This window comes from Paenibacillus provencensis (genome assembly GCF_042678545.1).
In the GTDB taxonomy this organism is placed as follows: domain Bacteria; phylum Bacillota; class Bacilli; order Paenibacillales; family Paenibacillaceae; genus Paenibacillus; species Paenibacillus provencensis.
Map to the genome: position 1 here is coordinate 117,336 of NZ_JBHTKX010000001.1, position 17,510 is coordinate 134,845.

The 17,510-nt window shown below is 46.8% G+C and carries 15 protein-coding genes, 1 pseudogene and 1 other annotated feature (1 of these 17 only partly in view); of the genes and pseudogenes, 13 read left to right on the forward strand and 3 right to left on the reverse strand.

Features of this window, described 5'->3' with window-relative positions; translation table 11 throughout:
* Positions 1 to 2: a binding site (T-box leader), on the forward strand; it begins 242 nt to the left of the window's first position.
* Between the two features lie 126 nt (positions 3 to 128).
* Complete coding sequence (gene leuS, locus ACFQ3J_RS00630; protein WP_091158676.1) at positions 129 to 2,567, forward strand: leucine--tRNA ligase; 2,439 nt, start codon at positions 129 to 131, stop codon at positions 2,565 to 2,567.
* Here the strand turns inward: leuS and comER are convergent.
* Positions 2,548 to 3,411: pseudogene (comER, locus tag ACFQ3J_RS00635) on the reverse strand (late competence protein ComER); the annotation flags it as partial. The gene leuS and the pseudogene comER overlap by 20 nt on opposite strands.
* 116 nt (positions 3,412 to 3,527) lie before the next feature.
* On the opposite strand from comER, the gene ACFQ3J_RS00640 reads away from it, so the two are divergent.
* The 5 genes from ACFQ3J_RS00640 (at position 3,528) to ACFQ3J_RS00660 (ending at position 8,798) form a co-directional block, all read left to right on the forward strand.
* Complete coding sequence (locus ACFQ3J_RS00640; protein ID WP_251580777.1) at positions 3,528 to 4,205, forward strand: ComEA family DNA-binding protein; 678 nt, start codon at positions 3,528 to 3,530, stop codon at positions 4,203 to 4,205.
* A gap of 39 nt (positions 4,206 to 4,244) precedes the next feature.
* Positions 4,245 to 4,763, forward strand: a complete 519-nt coding sequence (locus ACFQ3J_RS00645) for a deoxycytidylate deaminase (RefSeq protein ID WP_091158673.1) — start codon at positions 4,245 to 4,247, stop codon at positions 4,761 to 4,763.
* A 108-nt stretch (positions 4,764 to 4,871) separates the two neighbouring features.
* The gene (locus tag ACFQ3J_RS00650) at positions 4,872 to 7,829 is read left to right on the forward strand and encodes a ComEC/Rec2 family competence protein (RefSeq protein WP_251580780.1); all 2,958 of its coding nucleotides are present in this window, start codon (positions 4,872 to 4,874) and stop codon (positions 7,827 to 7,829) included.
* A 115-nt stretch (positions 7,830 to 7,944) separates the two neighbouring features.
* The gene (locus ACFQ3J_RS00655; protein ID WP_251580782.1) at positions 7,945 to 8,082 is read left to right on the forward strand and encodes a GntR family transcriptional regulator; all 138 of its coding nucleotides are present in this window, start codon (positions 7,945 to 7,947) and stop codon (positions 8,080 to 8,082) included.
* 89 nt (positions 8,083 to 8,171) lie between these two features.
* Positions 8,172 to 8,798, forward strand: coding sequence for a DUF1796 family putative cysteine peptidase (locus ACFQ3J_RS00660; RefSeq protein ID WP_285849922.1), 627 nt, complete (start codon positions 8,172 to 8,174; stop codon positions 8,796 to 8,798).
* Positions 8,799 to 9,062: 264 nt separating this feature from the next.
* Here ACFQ3J_RS00660 and ACFQ3J_RS00665 read toward each other — a convergent pair whose 3' ends face one another.
* Positions 9,063 to 9,638, reverse strand: a complete 576-nt coding sequence (locus tag ACFQ3J_RS00665) for a hypothetical protein (RefSeq protein ID WP_251580786.1) — start codon at positions 9,636 to 9,638, stop codon at positions 9,063 to 9,065.
* Positions 9,639 to 10,204: 566 nt separating this feature from the next.
* Here ACFQ3J_RS00665 and ACFQ3J_RS00670 point away from each other — a divergent pair.
* The 4 genes from ACFQ3J_RS00670 to ACFQ3J_RS00685 all read left to right on the forward strand — a co-directional run bounded on the left by ACFQ3J_RS00670 (position 10,205) and on the right by ACFQ3J_RS00685 (position 13,979).
* Positions 10,205 to 10,750, forward strand: coding sequence for an RNA polymerase sigma factor (locus tag ACFQ3J_RS00670; protein WP_091158668.1), 546 nt, complete (start codon positions 10,205 to 10,207; stop codon positions 10,748 to 10,750).
* On the forward strand, positions 10,751 to 12,196 hold the full coding sequence (locus tag ACFQ3J_RS00675; RefSeq protein ID WP_251580788.1) for a zf-HC2 domain-containing protein: 1,446 nt from the start codon (positions 10,751 to 10,753) through the stop codon (positions 12,194 to 12,196).
* 250 nt (positions 12,197 to 12,446) lie between these two features.
* Complete coding sequence (holA, locus tag ACFQ3J_RS00680) at positions 12,447 to 13,469, forward strand: DNA polymerase III subunit delta (RefSeq protein ID WP_251580790.1); 1,023 nt, start codon at positions 12,447 to 12,449, stop codon at positions 13,467 to 13,469.
* A 93-nt stretch (positions 13,470 to 13,562) separates the two neighbouring features.
* Positions 13,563 to 13,979, forward strand: a complete 417-nt coding sequence (locus ACFQ3J_RS00685; RefSeq protein WP_251580792.1) for a VOC family protein — start codon at positions 13,563 to 13,565, stop codon at positions 13,977 to 13,979.
* 135 nt (positions 13,980 to 14,114) lie between these two features.
* Here ACFQ3J_RS00685 and rpsT read toward each other — a convergent pair whose 3' ends face one another.
* Positions 14,115 to 14,387 carry a 30S ribosomal protein S20 gene (rpsT, locus tag ACFQ3J_RS00690; RefSeq protein ID WP_091158664.1) on the reverse strand — a complete coding sequence of 91 codons (273 nt, stop codon included), beginning with the start codon at positions 14,385 to 14,387 and terminating at the stop codon, positions 14,115 to 14,117.
* Between the two features lie 210 nt (positions 14,388 to 14,597).
* Here rpsT and gpr point away from each other — a divergent pair, with 210 nt between their 5' ends.
* The 3 genes from gpr to ACFQ3J_RS00705 all read left to right on the forward strand — a co-directional run bounded on the left by gpr (position 14,598) and on the right by ACFQ3J_RS00705 (position 17,483).
* Positions 14,598 to 15,590, forward strand: coding sequence for a GPR endopeptidase (gene gpr, locus ACFQ3J_RS00695; protein ID WP_251580794.1), 993 nt, complete (start codon positions 14,598 to 14,600; stop codon positions 15,588 to 15,590).
* Between the two features lie 190 nt (positions 15,591 to 15,780).
* The gene (locus ACFQ3J_RS00700) at positions 15,781 to 17,058 is read left to right on the forward strand and encodes a stage II sporulation protein P (RefSeq protein ID WP_251580796.1); all 1,278 of its coding nucleotides are present in this window, start codon (positions 15,781 to 15,783) and stop codon (positions 17,056 to 17,058) included.
* A gap of 47 nt (positions 17,059 to 17,105) precedes the next feature.
* Positions 17,106 to 17,483 (forward strand): hypothetical protein, encoded by a 378-nt coding sequence (locus ACFQ3J_RS00705; RefSeq protein ID WP_251580798.1) that lies wholly within the window; start codon positions 17,106 to 17,108, stop codon positions 17,481 to 17,483.
* Positions 17,484 to 17,510 lie beyond the last annotated feature (27 nt).

Here is a 17,510-nt window from a genome sequence, read left to right on the forward strand (position 1 = left end):
GCGATGACACGCTATGGGATGCGGAGGTTTTTTTGATTATAGAATTCATTAGTTGCAAGCTACATGGCTAGCTGAACCATTCTGTAATCGCGTGGAGAAGTTGGTTATGATGACGAGGAGGATGCACATTGAGTCAGAAAGAACAGCCGAAGCACGGCTATAATCCCCAGGCAATCGAGCCGAAATGGCAGCAGTACTGGGATCAGAACAAGACATTTAAGACAGAGGAAACTTCGGATAAACCGAAATTCTACGCTCTGGATATGTTCCCATATCCTTCAGGCGCAGGTCTGCACGTAGGACATCCAGAGGGCTATACGGCAACAGATATCGTGTCCCGATACAAGAGAATGCGCGGCTACAACGTGCTCCATCCAATGGGCTGGGATGCATTTGGACTTCCGGCAGAGCAGCATGCCATTGATACAGGGCAGCATCCACGGGATATAACCGTGAAGAATGTCAATAACTTCCGTCGTCAGATCAAATCCCTAGGCTTCTCTTATGACTGGGATCGTGAGATCAGCACGACGGATCCTGATTACTATAAATGGACGCAGTGGATCTTTATCCAGCTGTATAAGCGCGGTCTGGCGTACGTATCCGAAGTACCGGTGAACTGGTGTGAGGAGCTTGGAACGGTCCTTGCTAACGAAGAAGTAATCGACGGCAAGAGTGAGCGCGGCGGGTTCCCGGTTGTGCGTAAGCCGATGCGCCAATGGGTGCTGAAGATTACGGAATATGCAGATCGTTTGCTTGATGACCTGGACGAACTGGACTGGGCAGAGAGCATCAAGGATATGCAGCGGAACTGGATCGGAAGATCCAAAGGTGCGGAGGTGACTTTCCCTCTCGAAGGTCATGATGCAGGTGTAACCGTGTTTACTACCCGTCCAGATACCTTGTTCGGTGCAAGCTATGCTGTACTCGCTCCAGAGCATGAGCTGGTTGCAGAGATCACAACAGCTGAACAACGTGAAGCGGTTGAAGCATACATCGAGAAGGCTTCTCGGAAGAGCGATCTGGAGCGCACCGATCTTGCGAAGGAGAAGACGGGTGTATTTACAGGGGCGTATGTCATCAATCCTGTTAACGGGGCAAAACTGCCTGTATGGATTGCAGACTACGTTCTGGCTGGATATGGTACAGGTGCGATCATGGCCGTTCCGGGTCATGACAGCCGCGACTGGGAATTCGCCAAGGAGTTTGGCCTTGAAATTATCGAGGTGGTATCCGGGGGCGATGTGACACAAGAGGCATATACAGGCGACGGAGCTCACGTGAATTCCGGCTTCCTGGATGGTCTGCATAATGAAGAAGCAATTGCCGCAGCTATTTCATGGCTTGAAGAGAACGGCAAAGGTCAAGGAAAAGTGACTTACCGCCTGCGGGACTGGCTGTTCAGCCGTCAGCGTTATTGGGGAGAGCCGATTCCGATTCTGCATCTGGAAGACGGAACGATGAAGACTGTGCCTGAGGATCAGCTGCCATTGGTACTGCCTGATGTAGAGCAAATTAAGCCTTCCGGTACCGGTGAATCTCCACTTGCTAATGTGACGGATTGGATTAATACGGTTGACCCAGAGACAGGCATGAAGGCTCGCCGTGAGACGAATACGATGCCGCAATGGGCCGGAAGCTGCTGGTATTACCTGCGCTTCATTGATCCTCACAATGACAAAGAGCTTGTCTCGAAGGAGAAGCAGCGTGAGTGGCTGCCGGTAGACTTGTATATTGGGGGAGCGGAGCATGCGGTGCTTCATCTTCTGTACGCACGTTTCTGGCACAAAGTGCTGTATGATCTGGGCATAGTTGAGACGAAGGAACCGTTCCACAAGCTGGTGAACCAGGGCATGATCCTCGGAACCAACAACGAGAAGATGAGTAAATCCCGTGGTAATGTCATTAATCCAGATGATATCGTTGACAACTTTGGTGCCGACACATTGCGTATTTATGAGATGTTCATGGGACCGCTTGAAGCGACGAAGCCCTGGAACGAAAATGGCGTTGAAGGCGCACACCGCTTCCTGGCTCGCGTATGGCGCCTGTTTATCAACGAGGATGGTACTTTGAACGAGAAGATCGGCGATCAAGGCACCGAGGAATTCAAGCGTACATGGCATAAGACAATCAAGAAAGTAACGGACGATCTGGAGCATCTGCGCTTTAATACAGCCATCAGTCAGCTGATGATCTTCATTAATGATGCTTACAAGGCAGACCGTCTTCCGCGCGAAGCAATGGAGAACTTTGTTCAGCTCTTGTCACCACTCGCTCCGCACATTGCAGAAGAGCTGTGGTCCCGCCTTGGTCATGAAGAGAGCGTTACTTATGTTGCTTGGCCGGACTATGATGAATCCCTTACGGTAGACAAGGAAGTGGAGATCGTTATTCAGATTAATGGCAAGATTGTACAGCGTGCACACGTTGCAGCTGATCTTGATGCCAAAGGACTTGAAGCACATAGTCTTGAGCTGCCTGCCATCAAAGAATTACTTTCTGGCAAAACAATCCGTAAAGTGATTGCTGTACCAGGCAAGCTTGTTAATATTGTTGCCGGTTAATCTCACCCGCTCCGAATTCGGCATCCAGATGTTCCAGGTCCTCCTCGTATTTTGCGTGAGTCACCTGGATCAATTGGTCGAATACGCCAGCCAGGTTTGAGTCCAGTAAATTGAGTGCCTTGGCGGTAATACCACCCGGGACGGCAACACGTTTTTGGAGCTGTGACGGTGTCATGGCTCCTTCTGTTAACAGCTTTCCTGTTCCAAGGAGCATTTCACTGGCTAGGCAAGTGGCATCCTCATGATCAATTCCGGTATGCTGCACGGCTGCCTGGATCCATTGCTCCAGAAAATAAGCGATGAATGCGGGTCCGCAGCTGGTAAGGTCAGAACTGATCCGGGTAAAGGACTCTTCTACCTGGACCGGTCGGCTGATATAAGAGAACAGCTGCTCGACCTGTTTTTTATCTTCATCCTTCATTCGATTTCCATGAATACATAAAGATGCCCCGCTTCCTCTCAAATGAGTGATGCTAGGGATGATTTTCGTGATTTTACAAGGCAGCACAGACTCCAAATGCCGAATCTGAACAGGACTTGTAATTGAAATAAGAATATGCTCCGGTTTAATGAAGGGCTTGATATCCTGAGCGACTTCTTTGAATTCATGCGGCTTTACGCATAAGAAGATAAAGTTCGCTTTCATGACCGTTTCCTGATTGGTTTCAGCGGCTTTCAGACCTGGATAGATGGATGAAAGCTTAAGAACTTTGGCATGTGTCCGATTGCTTGCCACAATTTGTCTAGCGTCAAGTGCTCCAGAAGCAAGGAAGGCATTAATGAGTAAACTTCCCATGCTGCCGGTTCCGATAAATCCAACCTTCAACATCTTGAGGTTCCCCCTTTCTTGCTTTACGGTACTTACGCAGGCTTACGTTCTTCTTAGTGTATGCACCAGGTCTTGGACTACATGACGACAAATTTTACATCAATGTCACAATAGTTTAGGAGGTTTATGAGGTGAAGCGAGGAACGATTGTCATAGCCTTGACAGCACTGTCTGCAAGCGCGCTCATATTGTTTGGAGGATCTGGCGATTCAGGTACAGAAGAATGGACCGAAATCAGTGACAGAGTTGCTCTATCAGTAAATGAAGGGAATGCAGATGCTGGAGCTGGAGCTGGATCAGCTGAGGGCAAGGAGAAGGAAGCTAATGAGAGTAAGGAGACAGAAGCTGTTGAGAGCAAGGAGAAGGAGACTGCAGAAGAGCAGGCTATAAGCCAGAATACTTCTTCTGCCAATACTCATGTAACTTCAGAAGATTCTTCAAAGACTGCTCCTGAGGGAACGATTGAAGAGAACATGACTTCATCATTACCAACAAAGATTGAGGGAAACAGTGGCGGAAATGTTCAGGGAGAACCAGCTGTTATCCAAGCAGTTCAGGATACAGAGCCGGCCGCTGACGCTGTAGTGTCAGGAGAGGCGAGTTCTGCTGCTGAAGGCAAGGTAGCCGTTAATACGGCTACGCTGGCAGAGCTGATGGAGCTTCCTGGTATAGGTGAGACAAAAGCACAGGCCATCATGGACTATCGCGCTGAGCATGGACCTTTTCAGAAACCAAGCGATTTGACGAATGTTAAAGGGATTGGTATGAAGATGCTGGAGAAAATGTCTCCCTATCTATATATAAATTAATATAAAGCGTAATCAATGTCTAAGGAGTAGTGAGGAACGATGAGTGCAGACATAAGAAAAGACTGGGATACTTACTTCATGGATATCGCTTATATGGTATCTACTCGTTCAAGATGCCCCCGCAGACATGTAGGAGCCGTACTCGTACAGGGGAAGAAGCTGCTAGGTACAGCTTACAATGGAGCACCGATGGGTGTACCGGATTGTTCAGAGGCGGGATGTATGATCTCCGAGGCCTATGAGCTTACGATCGAGGATGGCAAGGAGGTCATGGTGAAGAAGCAGCGTTGTGTTCGCACCATTCATGCCGAGCAGAATCTACTTCTCTTCACAGACCGGGCCGATCGGGAGGGCTCCTCTGTTTATGTAACCGATGAGCCCTGCTGGACTTGCGCCAACATGCTGGCCAACAGTGGGATTACGGAAATTGTATTCCATAGACCCTATCCGAAGGATACGACCAAGGTCCGCCAGATGATGGAGCATAAAGGGATTACGTTCCGATCGCTCAGCGGGTATGAACCGCCAAGAGAAACATTGATGACCGTGTCGGAATAAGAACGAATAACGAATAACAAATAACAAGAGGAAGAACCTCGAAGGCAGCCATGGGAAAATGGCTTGTACTTTGGAGGTTCTTTTTTTGTGCTTAGGAGGGAGGAGCCATTGAAAGGAAGACCGCTTGCCTTATTTTGTGCCTGCTGGATTGTTGGAAGTGCTGCGGCTTATCTGTACGATGGGCTAAGACTTTATGCCATTGTGCTTGGTGTCATGATGCTGCTCAGTATTTTATTTTACTTATTGCAGATTAGAGGAGTCCTGCTTGCAGTACTAATGACGAGTATCGTTCTGTCCTGTACCTATTATGAATGGAACGATCTGAAGAACATAACAGAGCTTCCCGCCTATTTAGAAAAACCACAGGGCGAAATCACCGGGCTGACGGTGGAGCTTCATGGAACGATCGCGTCCAAGGTAGAGGTGGATGGTGACAGAGTACAGTTTGTACTGCATGCACATGATGCAAGAGAGATTGGAGCTCCAGTCCCCGAAGGTACGAATGGAAATACGAATGAAGGTACAGACAGAGCAACAAGTGAAGAAGCAAATGAAATAGCAGCTCAAACGGACTCTTTGCTCAATGAGAAAATTCAGGTCCAGATCAGACTGCTTGAGGAATCGGAGCAACACATTGCAGACTCGTGGCAGCGAGGAGATACGCTCTCTATAATCGGGACGCTGGAGGCTCCCGGGGAGGCTCGCAATTTTGGCAGCTTTGACTATAGAAAGTATCTACATACACACCAAATTCACTGGCTCTTGAAAGCCAAAGGGATAGACGGCATAGAGCATACTGTGCTGGATAGCATTTATGATAAAAATGTCATATTACGATGGAGCGATGCAGCACGGGAAGAACTCGGAGGCAAGATGGAGGCGATGTTCAAGGAGCCGAATGCCGGCTATATGAAAGGGCTTGTCATCGGAATCGGGGACGAAATCGACCCGGATACCTACGGTGAGTTCTCGCAGCTCGGACTTACGCATATTCTTGCAATCTCTGGCATGCATGTCGCTATTTATGTATCTGCTCTCCTATTTGTGTTGACCAAATGCAGGCTCAGTAAGGAGACAGCACTGACGATGACGTTATTTTTAGTGCCTGTCTACGTGCTTATATCCGGTTCTTCACCTTCTGTCGTTCGGGCTGGGATCATGTCAATGCTGGGATTGTATATGGCAAGAAAAGGCCTTATGAAGGATGGACTGAACATTCTTTGTCTGGCCGCTCTTATTATGCTGCTGGTGGAGCCTTACATGCTGGTCAATGTGAGCTTTCAGCTGTCGTTTCTGGTTACAGCAGGTCTGATGATCTTCGTACCGCTGCTTACACCCCATTTTGCCAAATGGCCAAAGATCTTGTCCGGCACTGCGGTTGTAACCATCGCTGCACAGCTGCTGTCATTCCCGATGACAGTCTATTATTTTAACCAATTCTCATTATTATCATTTGGAGCTAATTTTCTGCTCGTAGGCTTTATCAGCTTCCTTGTGCTGCCGTTAGGCACCCTTGCTTTGGCTCTCGTCTACTTGTGGGAGCCTGCGACGAAGCCTATTGTATGGATTACGGAGTGGCTGAATAGTCTGACCTTTGACTTTGTAGCCTGGCTGAATACCTTTGAGTCGTTTGTTCTTATCTGGTCAACCCCTCATTATATGGCGGTAGCTGCCTATTACTTAGCTCTGTATTTTATTTGCTTGTTACTAAAAGAATGGAGAGCCAGCAGACAGCCGTTAACGCCGCGTGATGATGATACCATTCCACTAACGGTAGATCACGTCATTCATTCTAAGGGACAGCATGCTGTCGGCTTCATGCCACGAAAACAAGGAACATTTTTCCTTCGCGGGGAAACCCGTCTCCAAGGCGCGATTGATGCGCTGCAAATTTCATCTGCCTGGCCAGAGCTGGAGAGTGTGTTCGGACCTCAAGGGGCGGGATATTATGCACGTGCACCTTTTCATTTTTTTCATAAGGTGTTGTTAGCAGCTTTGTGTGTAATATTGCCTGCAGGATTGTTCGTATCTTACCAAGGTCCATACCGGGCCTCCGAAGGGATTGTAGCTGTTCTGGACGTTGGGCAGGGGGACAGTATTCTTATCTCAACGCCGGCGGGCTTGCATATATTGGTGGATGGCGGGGGCACGATTCAGTTTGGAGAGCAAGAGAGCTGGAAGCAGCGCAGGGATCCTTATGAGGTGGGGGAGTCGCTGCTTGTGCCGCTGCTGAAGAAAAGAGGGATTCAGCAGCTCGATGCAGTCATCTTAAGCCATGGTGATCATGATCATGCTGGGGGATTGCAGGCCGTGCTAGAGGATATTCCGGTTTCGACATTTATGTTTAATGGACGGATGACTGACAAAGACGCCTTCCATGAGCTGCTGCAGACAGCACTTGATAAGGGGATACGGTTATATGAAGCATATGATGGTATGGTTTACGAGCCTGACAAGGATACGAGGCTTACCTTTATGGCTCCGGCGGCTCCTCCTGAAGAGATGCTGTCTGGTATAGATCACAAGACGCCTCTGCCGGTATCGGAGGAGCAGAATCATGATTCGGTTGTATTCAAGCTGGATATGGAGGGGCGTTCCTTCCTATTTACAGGAGATATTGATGCGGCTGCTGAGCTGGACATTTTGGATCGGCTGCGAAATCAGAGTGAATCTGTTAGTCATGAGGACAATGCTCTAAATGGGAATGCTAAGGAACTTTCTGCGGCTTCATCACGAGGAGATGAGGAGGCTAAGGATCTAACGAGCAAGAGTAGTAGTGTGGGTCCGGTGGACGTCCTGAAAGTCGCACATCACGGAAGCAAGACCTCCACTACAGAGGAATGGCTTGCTTATTGGCAGCCTCAGCTATCCATCATCTCTGCAGGAGTGAACAATACGTATGGGCATCCACACCCTACGGTGACGGACAGACTGGATCAATACGGCTCGCAAATTTACCGCACAGATACAATGGGCGAGGTTCAGTTCCGGGTGAGAGACGGAGTGATGGATATACGGAGTAAGCTGGGGGAATTTGAACTTAAGAACAATCCATCGTCTAAATGATTAGATTGAAGCATAAACAGAAAGCTGTAATGTAATATTAGCCAAACCGTCTGCTCTTTTCAAAAATGGTCTATTTGCTAACATAAAATAAAAAAAGCAAAGGAACTGTGAGGAAATGTCTTCCCCTACACTAGAATCAAGAGCATATCAGGAATTGCGCCGTCGAATCATATTTGCAGAGTATCTGCCAGGAACCCTGCTCTCCGAGAACGACCTTGCTGAGCAGCTGAGTATGAGCCGGCTTCTCAACTGAATTGCAGGCGCACAGGAAATACCTAAACTTACGATGAGATCATAATTCTTTTTCAGTTCCTGTACGCTCAAGTTCCTCCACCCTTTTTCTTGAAAAAGTCACTCCCTCTCTTCCATATTATAAGAGCAACGCATAACCTGAGGAGAATATCCTTGCCGCTCGACTGGATGATATCCACGAAGCTATCCGATGTGAACAGACTGCTGCAGTACCGATTTCAAGGCTTCATGGAGCTGAACCATCTGCAAGTCTTGGAAGATACCCATATTATGCTGGATGACGGAAGTCCAGTGTTCCATGATCGTGGAGGACTTGTGGAGTCCTATATGATCAAGGATACATTGTATAACATCATTTCCGTACATGACTTTCCCCTTGTTCCCGGTCAGCATTGGTCAGTGGTCTATCCGGAATATAAAGAGAAGCTGCAAAGGCGAATTCAGCGTTTCTATGACAAGCTATACCGCAGCTCTTTTACCTTATTTATCCTATGGTCCGCGAGCTATAAGGAGACTTATCAATTACGCGCCATTTTGTCCCAGATGACTCCGGGTGATTTTCACATATTGGTATTGAATCCGGAAGAGGGTCAATATGGCATTACTAATGCCGGATGGAATTTGGATCGGGTCTGTTCCCTGAATGTTCCTCCCGACATGAATGACCAGACGACCTGGGACGAACTGCTTGCTGGAATTACAATCAGTGAAGGCTGATAGGAGAGACAGGTTGCCGGACTTTCAATTTAGTCTTATGTGTACTTTAGACTTTGGTATAATTGAATAGTTCAATGTTAACGACGAATAGACAACGCATTAGTTTTCTGTTCGTTTTTTTGTGGGGAAAACGAGTTGTCTAAAAGGCTGAAAAAGGAGAGTTTCGTATCGCAGAAATCAAAGACTGTACAGAAGCAGGAACACGAGTAGAATTTGGCTTTATAAGCCGGATAAAGCCGGTCTCTAGTGAGACCAGCCTTTGAATTAGTATCTAGTTTGAACTCTGCTTTTTTTCATCCCGATCAGCCATCCGACAATACCAAGCACTAAAATACCAGCCAGCACGACAATTTGCTGTGATGGACTGAAGTTAAAATACGAGGTGAGTGTATTTTGAAATGCACGTCCTCCAATAATGATCAGATAAGTCACAAGCCAGCCGCAAGCGGCTCCCAGTAGTGTCCAGTTTAGAACACGATCGGACATCCTAGGTTTGATAAGAATGAACCCCGCTATGATCGCAATAATAGGCAGGTACTTAATTACTTGCGATGGAGCAAGTGTCATCAGCAGAGAGTAAAGCCATAAACCTGCTATACCTCCAAATACGATCCCTCTTACATTCATCTTGTTATACACGAACAGAAACAAAATAAAGATAACAAGAGTAACTGCCGGGAATAAGTAAATACCGGCAAGTGTTGCCGATAGACCCGGGAAGCTGCCGGGACCTGCATCAGGCTGCGAGTTATAGTAGAATACGTCCATCAATTGATATACACATAAATAGAGTGCTAGAGCAGTAACTATACTTCCAAGTAATGAGTAAATGATCTTCATGCTAAATATCCTCCAAGCTTCCGTTTTGTACCTCTAGGTTAGACGCGATTATCTTATATATGCTTCTTTCAATTAATCAATTTTGTCACTAATCAAAAAGCTTTGATTCAAACGATAGATATATTATATTTATCCCTTTCTGACATGCATAAACATATTTTTCCTGAAGGATAGAGACACGAAGGAAGCACTAAGGAGGGAGCACTTCTTCCATGTCTTTAATGCTTCCGAATGAGTAGTGTGAACTTAGACGCGAGGGAATAAAGGTTCCTGTTTTCCTTCGTGAAGTGTAAATATACCCATTATCATCCCAAACCTTGGAACTAATGACTTCTGCAAACAATATAAATGAATGAACTAGGTAAATTTGGATGACGATGTTCCAGAATTTTGATATTGTAGAGGAAGCTTTTATTTTAAAAACCTATATTTTCTATATAAGGATTTGCATAACTCGGTCCAACATAAATTCTGTATTAACAATTAGATGAGTATTAATCACGCATGTATGCAACAAATGGAGCATAACTTGCGTCTGTAAAGATACAAGGAGAGGGGGATCCTTTGTGGTAGAGCAGGAACTCATCAGAGCCGCTCAATCAGGCGATCGCGACGCTTTAATTACCCTATTGCAACAAATCGAACAGCACGTCTACAAAACGGCATACTACATTTTAAATAATGAGCAGGATGCACTAGACGCTGCCCAAGAAGCGCTCATTCGCATTTACACCAAGATCGATTCGTATGAAGAAAAAGCACAGTTCAAAACCTGGGTTCAGCGTATAGTTACCAATATTTGTATAGATAAATTTAGAAGAACCAAACCGACCGTTTCTATTGATGAGCATGAAATGATATTTGAAGATCGGCAGGATGTCGAGCATGAAGTCATGCTGACTTATGTAACGAAGGATGTCCAGTCCGCAATTAATCAGTTATCTGAGCATCACAGGGCCGTGATCGTATTAAGATATTTGCAGGATCTCTCTTATAATGAGATTGCCGATTGTCTCGACTTGCCGTTAAACACGGTGAAATCCTATTTGTTTAGAGCCAGGCAGCAATTGCAGAATCTATTACAGGAGTATCAGAAAGGTGGTGTAACGTAGATGAAATGCCAAGAGGTGGTGGAAAGCATGCACCGATATATCGATAATGATCTGAACGATAAGGAAAAAGAGCAGCTTTTTGTGCATATGAAGACTTGTCCAAGCTGTTCCGAGAAATTTCAAATATTAAAAGCATTGTCGCGGGATTTAGAAGCATTACCTGACGTAGCCCCGCCATTCAGCTTGGTAGATCGAATTATGCCGCAGCTGGATGCGTTAGATCGTGCTAAAAAAGAACAGGGAAGTACTCTTCAAGAGATGAAGAAGGAGCCTGAACTCACTGTATTACCTGGTCGTCCTTCGACCAAAGCTTCTAAGGGATGGATGAAATCCCGTGTTGGCCGTATGATCATGGGTACTGCAGCAGCAGCGGTTATTCTCGGTGTTGCCGTATATAATTATGAACCACAGCAATTGGATCAAGCCGAAGTGGACTCGCATCTGATGCGTGAAACGGAGCAGGAATCAGATCCTGCAAGCGGCAGTGGGGGCCACGCTTCTCAATCGGAAGAAGCGGATGCAAGTGAGAAGCCGAAGGAAGCCGCCGCTGAGGAGACTGAGGCAGCAGGCACTGACACGGGCGAGACTGGATCTAATAAGGCGGATACAGCTCCAACGGAAGAAGTGCCGTCACAATCGAATTCAGGGAACGACAACGCTCAGGTCACGGACCCCCCTGTTTCTTATACCAACCGTGCTGAACCCAACGCATCTGCTCAGAATAATCCGGAGAAGCCGTCTTCTTCTGCCGCTGACTCTGGTAAGGGCACTCGGAATGGTAATGGAGAAGATAAATCGGAATCACCGTCGAAGTCTTCTACGGATCAAACACCGGCCCCGAGCTCAAGCAGCTCATCATCTTCACAGCCTAACACAGGCAACCAAACGGGGAATGTGCAGGGTGCAGAGAATAATGCTGAAGGGCAAAACGATACCAGTGGGCAGAACTCTGCTGGTGAGCAGGGCTCAACGGACACTGGAACGTTCAGTATTCAGTCGAATTCTCCTTCAGAAACGAGCAGTGCACCAGGAGCAAGCGAGCTTCCAGGTACAGGAGATGAATCACAGATTCAGAGCCAGGGCTTCAGAAGCATGGACCTTCCAGGGATGGTCATGACGATTTCTCCGAATTGGCTCTCGCCTGACGGTAAGTACCTGGTCGAAGTTAAGGATGCGAAGCTTAACGTATATCAGCTGGATGGAGCAAATAAGGAAGAGAAAAAGCTATTACAAGCCATTGAGTTAAAGGGAACTTGGATTAAAGGAAACTGGTCTGAGGATAGTTTGAAGTATAGCTATGAACTAGAGAATGAAGGGAAAACGACGCAGCATAGCTATGCTGTACCTGTGAAGTCGGACGGCAGCACCACAGCTCCGACATCAACACAAAATAGCAGCACACCAAGCTCTAGCAAAAATACAGAGAATGCTGAATCGAATAAATAAGACTTGGCCCACACCATTTGAGCAGCATCTGAATAAGTATATGATGATTCATCGTTTATGATGAGTCGATTAAGTTATGGAAGGCGTCGTATGACCGCCGGCCGAATGGTTTCTAGAGCCAGTCTTCGGATCTCCGGTGTTTATATAGATGCTTGAACAATAGGGACCTGCCGCCTGTTAGGACAGACGGAAAGGTCCCTTTGTTGTCTTTCTTTTTTTCTGTTAGGATAGTAGGGATGGAGGTGTGTTCGTGAGTGATGTAAAGGCAGCAGTAAAAGCAATTCGTGGGGGTAGTCCGGCTAGTGTCTATCTGCTGTATGGAACAGAGAAATACCAGATGAAGCAGTTTGCAGATTTAATGAAGGAGCAGCTGATTGAAGAAGCTCATCGTGACTTTGCGATAGCAACATATGATACAGCCGATACGCCTATTGAACAAGTGATCGAGGAAGCGGAGACGGTTCCTTTTTTGGTGCCTCGGAAGCTAATCTTTATTCGGGATCATCAGCTGTTTACAGCAGGCAAAGATAATTCTAAGATTGAGCATCGAATGGAGTCGCTGACGTCCTATCTGGACAATCCAGCTGAATACAGTGTACTTATATTTATGGTCCAGGGCGAGAAGCTGGATGAACGCAAGAAGATCGTAAAAACGATGAAAAGCCAAGCGACGGTATTGTCCTTTGGAGCACTGCAAGGAGATGAATTGATCAGCTGGATTGTGAAAAAGGCCGAATCTCAGAAAGTAGTGCTCGAGAAGCCTGCAGCAGATGCGCTTGTATCGAGAGCAGGGACAAGCCTGCAGACCTTATCTGCTGAAGTAGATAAGCTGTGTCTCTATGCAGGTTCGGATGGAACGGTAACGGTCTCTGACGTTGAGGCAATGGTAGCAAGAAACACCGAACAGAATATATTTGCCATGATTGAGGAAATCGCTCGCTTAAGGCTGAGCAATGCACTTGAAATCTTCTACGAATTATTGAAGCAGAAGGAAGAACCAATCAAGATTATGGCGCTGATCGCCAGGCAGTTCCGCATTATACTGCAGGTGAAAGAGCTGGCTTCCCAGAGCTATTCCCAGCAGCTAATTGCCAGTCAGCTGGGCCTTCATCCCTATGCGGTCAAGATTGCCGGGGAGCAGTCGAAGAAATTTCAGGCGGATCGGCTGCGCGTCATTCTGAAGCATCTGGCAGAGCTTGATTACCAAATGAAAACGGGAGCCATTGATAAGGTGCTTGGCCTCGAATTGTTCCTGCTGAAGTTAGGTGCCTAATCTGGTAGATTCCACTCCATAATTTGGATATAATTGGGTCGATAGGTGCATATGTATTTTGCCTATACTCTTGTTACGGAATGAGGCTGAACAATGTCAATGGCTATATCACCGTATATTTATTTGGATGGACAGTGTGCTGAAGCAATTCCTTTTTATGAGAAGGTACTGCAGGCGAAGAATTTGGGTATACAGACGTATGGTGAGCTTCCTGATTCACCTGAGCCCATGCCGGAGCATTTGAAGAATCGGGTATTGCATGGAGCGCTGGAGATGGACGGCAACAAAATCTTGTTCTCTGATTCAATGTATGGACAGCCTTTTACCTTAGGTGATCAGGTCACCATTGCCATTACAACTTCGGAGCTCGATCGGCTGAAGGGGATCTACGAAGGACTGGCTGACGGAGGGAAAGTGCTGATGGAACTGCAGTCCACCTTCTTCAGTCCCCTGTACGGCATGGTTCGTGACAAGTACGGAATTACATGGCAGCTCAGCGGCGAAGCTTGAAGCCTGGTTTCTAACTGGGGAGAATAGTGCAACCTTGCGGTTTAAATAATAACCTGAAATAAAAAATGGAACTAAAAAATCCTGATCAGCTGGGCTGGTCAGGATTTTTGCTTAGTCATTATAAGAAACGCAATCTTATGCGTTAGCAGTAAGAGCGTTCAATTTTTTAGCCAAGCGGGATTTTTTACGGGCTGCAGCATTTTTATGAACAAGACCTTTGGATGCAGCTTTGTCCAATTTTTTGGAAGCAGCTTGAATCGCAGCTTTAGCTGTTTCAACTTCGTTCGTAGTCAGCGCTTGGTCAGCAGCTTTAACAACTGTACGCAGTGCGGACTTCTGGGAAGCGTTCAGCGCACGACGTTTATCGTTAGTTTTAACGCGTTTCACAGCGGATTTGATGTTTGGCATTACATTCACCTCCTGTTAAGGCAATACTTATGAAATACAAAACGTTTCACAACTTAAAATATTCTAGCATGAGCACCCTCAAAAAGCAACAATAACATATGTGATGTTCTTGTGAAAATAGAGGATCGGCTGGCAGTTTTGCATAAAAAAGGTCTTGTTCGGCGCACACTACGATAAACTTGTTACTTACTGAGGGAGGAACTACACAGCATGACACTAGATCTGCAAAAGTATGCCGTACGCACCGATCTTGCCATCGAAGCCCGCGAGCTTGCCGGGGTACAAGAGATGTCCGGCATTCAGGAGGACGTGGAGCAGTTAGGTGACGTAAAAGTGACTAGGCTTGATGTATTGAATGAACAAGGAGCGCAGCGCTTGGGACGGATTATGGGACATTATGTGACCCTTGAAGTACCCAAGCTTCGGAATGGCGACACGACTCTTCAAGAGCAGGTTACTGCTGTATTTACCAAAGAGATGGAAGATTTCATCGCCAAGATTGGCATTAACAAACAATCGAAGGTGTTTATCGTTGGATTAGGAAACTGGAATGTGACACCCGATTCCTTGGGACCTCTTGTTGTAGAAAATACGCTCGTAACACGGCAATACTTCGAGCTGATGCCAGATCAGGTATCGCCTGGATACCGCGAGGTCAGTGCCATAGCTCCGGGTGTTCTGGGCATTACCGGTATTGAATCCAGTGAGACGATCCAGGGAATTGTGGAGCTTACCAAGCCGGACCTGATCATTGCCATAGATTCGCTGGCATCCCGATCGCTTGAAAGAGTAAACACGACAATACAGGTTGCCGATATTGGCATCCATCCAGGCTCTGGCATCGGGAATAAGCGCAAAGGGATTACGAAGGAAATTATGGGCGTGCCTTGTATTGCCATCGGTGTACCGACCGTCTGCTACGCTTCAACCATTGTCAACACAACTTTTGAACTGATGCAGGCTCACTTTAACAAGCAAACGGAGGCAGGCAGCCAGATTCTCGGGGTGTTGAATGAGATCAGCGAGCAGGAAAGACTGGGTCTGGTAAAAGAAGTGCTTGATCCGCTTGGACATGATTTGATTGTGACGCCAAAGGAAATTGACGAATTTATCGAAGATATCGCAAATATTATCGCAAGCGGCCTGAATGCAGCATTGCATGATGCCGTGAAGCTGGAAAATGTAGCGTCCTATACGCATTAAACAGCGCTGAACACAGCTATACAGTGATATACCAGCAAAACTTCCACCTCACATAAGAAGGCCGAATCTATCGGTCTTCTTTTTTCTGCTATTTTCATGGTTCTACTTCTTCGTGAGAGTTCATAGTTTTGAATTATGAGAGATTACAAGAATCAAGCTGATTCTCTCGCGGAGGTGGAATAGACACATTATGAATAAGATCCAAACCTGGAATGCTTCAAGAATGAGAGCACGTGTTCTTCGTATTTTGGCGACAGGGCGTGCACTATTGCTGCTTATACTGGTGTCTGCATTGTTTTTTGTTTTGCTTGGTCTATCAGGGATGGCGGAGAGAAAGCTGAATACTTCACCGGTCTCCTCCATGCAGGGCTTTGCCGGGTCGATATCAAGCGGAATATTTATGGATGTGCTTGGTATGGAGATTCCACATTTGGCCCAAGGCAAGCAGCAGTCCACTTTAACTTCAGAACAGGTGACATCATTTGTGTTTGAACTGCTGACAGGTGTAGATCCGCTGAATCCCAAGAGTTTGATCGCAAGTCAGGTTCCCGGAATGGCAAGCAATAAGCCAGTACTATTGAGAAGTGGTTCAGGCAATGAGATGGCAGAAGCTCCACAGGATTATCAGCCTGACCCCGGTTTTGTCGCTTCTTCAGTTCAAGGAAAGGATGACGAGACGGATTCTGATCCATCAGAGAACAATAAGGAAGAGGAACCACCCGCAGAAGCAAATCCTCCTACGGAGGTGCCTGGCCAGGTCGTTGATGAGCCAGATCCGGAGGAAGCTCTTAAAAAAACAGTACTCATCTATCATTCTCATCCACATGAAGCCTATAATCCCCTGCTCGGCACGGACAGCACGAATCCTTCGTCCGGAAAAGCCAGTGCCAATGTTTTCAGGGTGGGTTCTTTTGTCAGCAAGCAGCTTGAGAAGCAGGGTGTAGGCACTGTTCACGCACAGGAAGACTATGTAACCACACAGGACGATTATAACTGGAATTATTCCTATAAATATTCAAGAGAGACCGTGAAGGCAGCGATGGCGGAAAATGACGAGCTGACGTATCTGATCGATATTCATCGCGACTCTCAGCGTAAGAGCAAGACGACAGCTGCGATTGATGGAGTAACTTATGCCAAAGTGTACTTCATTATAGGCCATGACAATCCAAACTGGGAAAAAAATGAGGCTTACGCCGCACAGCTGCATAAGAAAATGGAGAAGAAGTATCCCGGAGTATCGAGAGGCGTATGGGGTAAGGACGGCGGAGGAGGAAATAACGGCGAGTATAACCAGTCGTTGTCAGATAACAGCATCCTGGTTGAAATCGGCGGAATTGATAACACGGAAGAGGAACTAAAGCGCACATCGGAAGCCCTGGCGGATATTATTGCTGAAGTGTACATGGAAGATCAGAATGTGGAGAAGGCAAGCACCGACGATTCCTCATCAGCAAATAAAGGGTAGACAAATAGGCTCTCAAAGGAGCAAATTCGATATTTGGGGGAATAACAATGGCTGCATTTGGAAAAAGGCTGATTATATTTGCAATTCTGCTCATTCTGGGAATGCTGATGGGGATGCAAATCGCGGGAACTGGATTCTCATTCGAGGGCCAGCAGCAAGGTCAGGGTGCGGCTGTGCAGCAGCAATTACAGCAGGGACAGCGGCAGGAACAGACCGTGGAGGCTAATGATTATGAGCAGACTGTATCTGCTTCCTTACCTGAAGCACAGCCTCAGATTATCACCCCGCGGGATGTACTTGCCACTGAGCCTGCTAAAGCTTCTGCCGTCGATGTCCTTGCCGAAAAAACGGCAGGTCTGCTCCAGCAGGTATCGCAGAGCGGAATCCGCTGGGTGGTATCCCTTTTTAACGGTGTAACGGAATAGCTGATCCAAATATTGAAGGCTGTACCT

Excerpts from the sequence above, each read along its gene's own strand:
- ACFQ3J_RS00685 (WP_251580792.1), top strand. The coding sequence starts at position 13,563 with ATGTCAATGGCTATATCACCGTATATTTATTTGGATGGACAGTGTGCT.
- rpsT (WP_091158664.1), bottom strand. The coding sequence starts at position 14,387 with ATGCCAAACATCAAATCCGCTGTGAAACGCGTTAAAACTAACGATAAA.
- ACFQ3J_RS00705 (WP_251580798.1), top strand. The coding sequence starts at position 17,106 with ATGGCTGCATTTGGAAAAAGGCTGATTATATTTGCAATTCTGCTCATT.
- gpr (WP_251580794.1), top strand. The coding sequence starts at position 14,598 with ATGACACTAGATCTGCAAAAGTATGCCGTACGCACCGATCTTGCCATC.
- ACFQ3J_RS00645 (WP_091158673.1), top strand. The coding sequence starts at position 4,245 with ATGAGTGCAGACATAAGAAAAGACTGGGATACTTACTTCATGGATATC.
- ACFQ3J_RS00665 (WP_251580786.1), bottom strand. The coding sequence starts at position 9,638 with ATGAAGATCATTTACTCATTACTTGGAAGTATAGTTACTGCTCTAGCA.
- ACFQ3J_RS00675 (WP_251580788.1), top strand. The coding sequence starts at position 10,751 with ATGAAATGCCAAGAGGTGGTGGAAAGCATGCACCGATATATCGATAAT.
- ACFQ3J_RS00655 (WP_251580782.1), top strand. The coding sequence starts at position 7,945 with ATGTCTTCCCCTACACTAGAATCAAGAGCATATCAGGAATTGCGCCGT.
- ACFQ3J_RS00700 (WP_251580796.1), top strand. The coding sequence starts at position 15,781 with ATGAATAAGATCCAAACCTGGAATGCTTCAAGAATGAGAGCACGTGTT.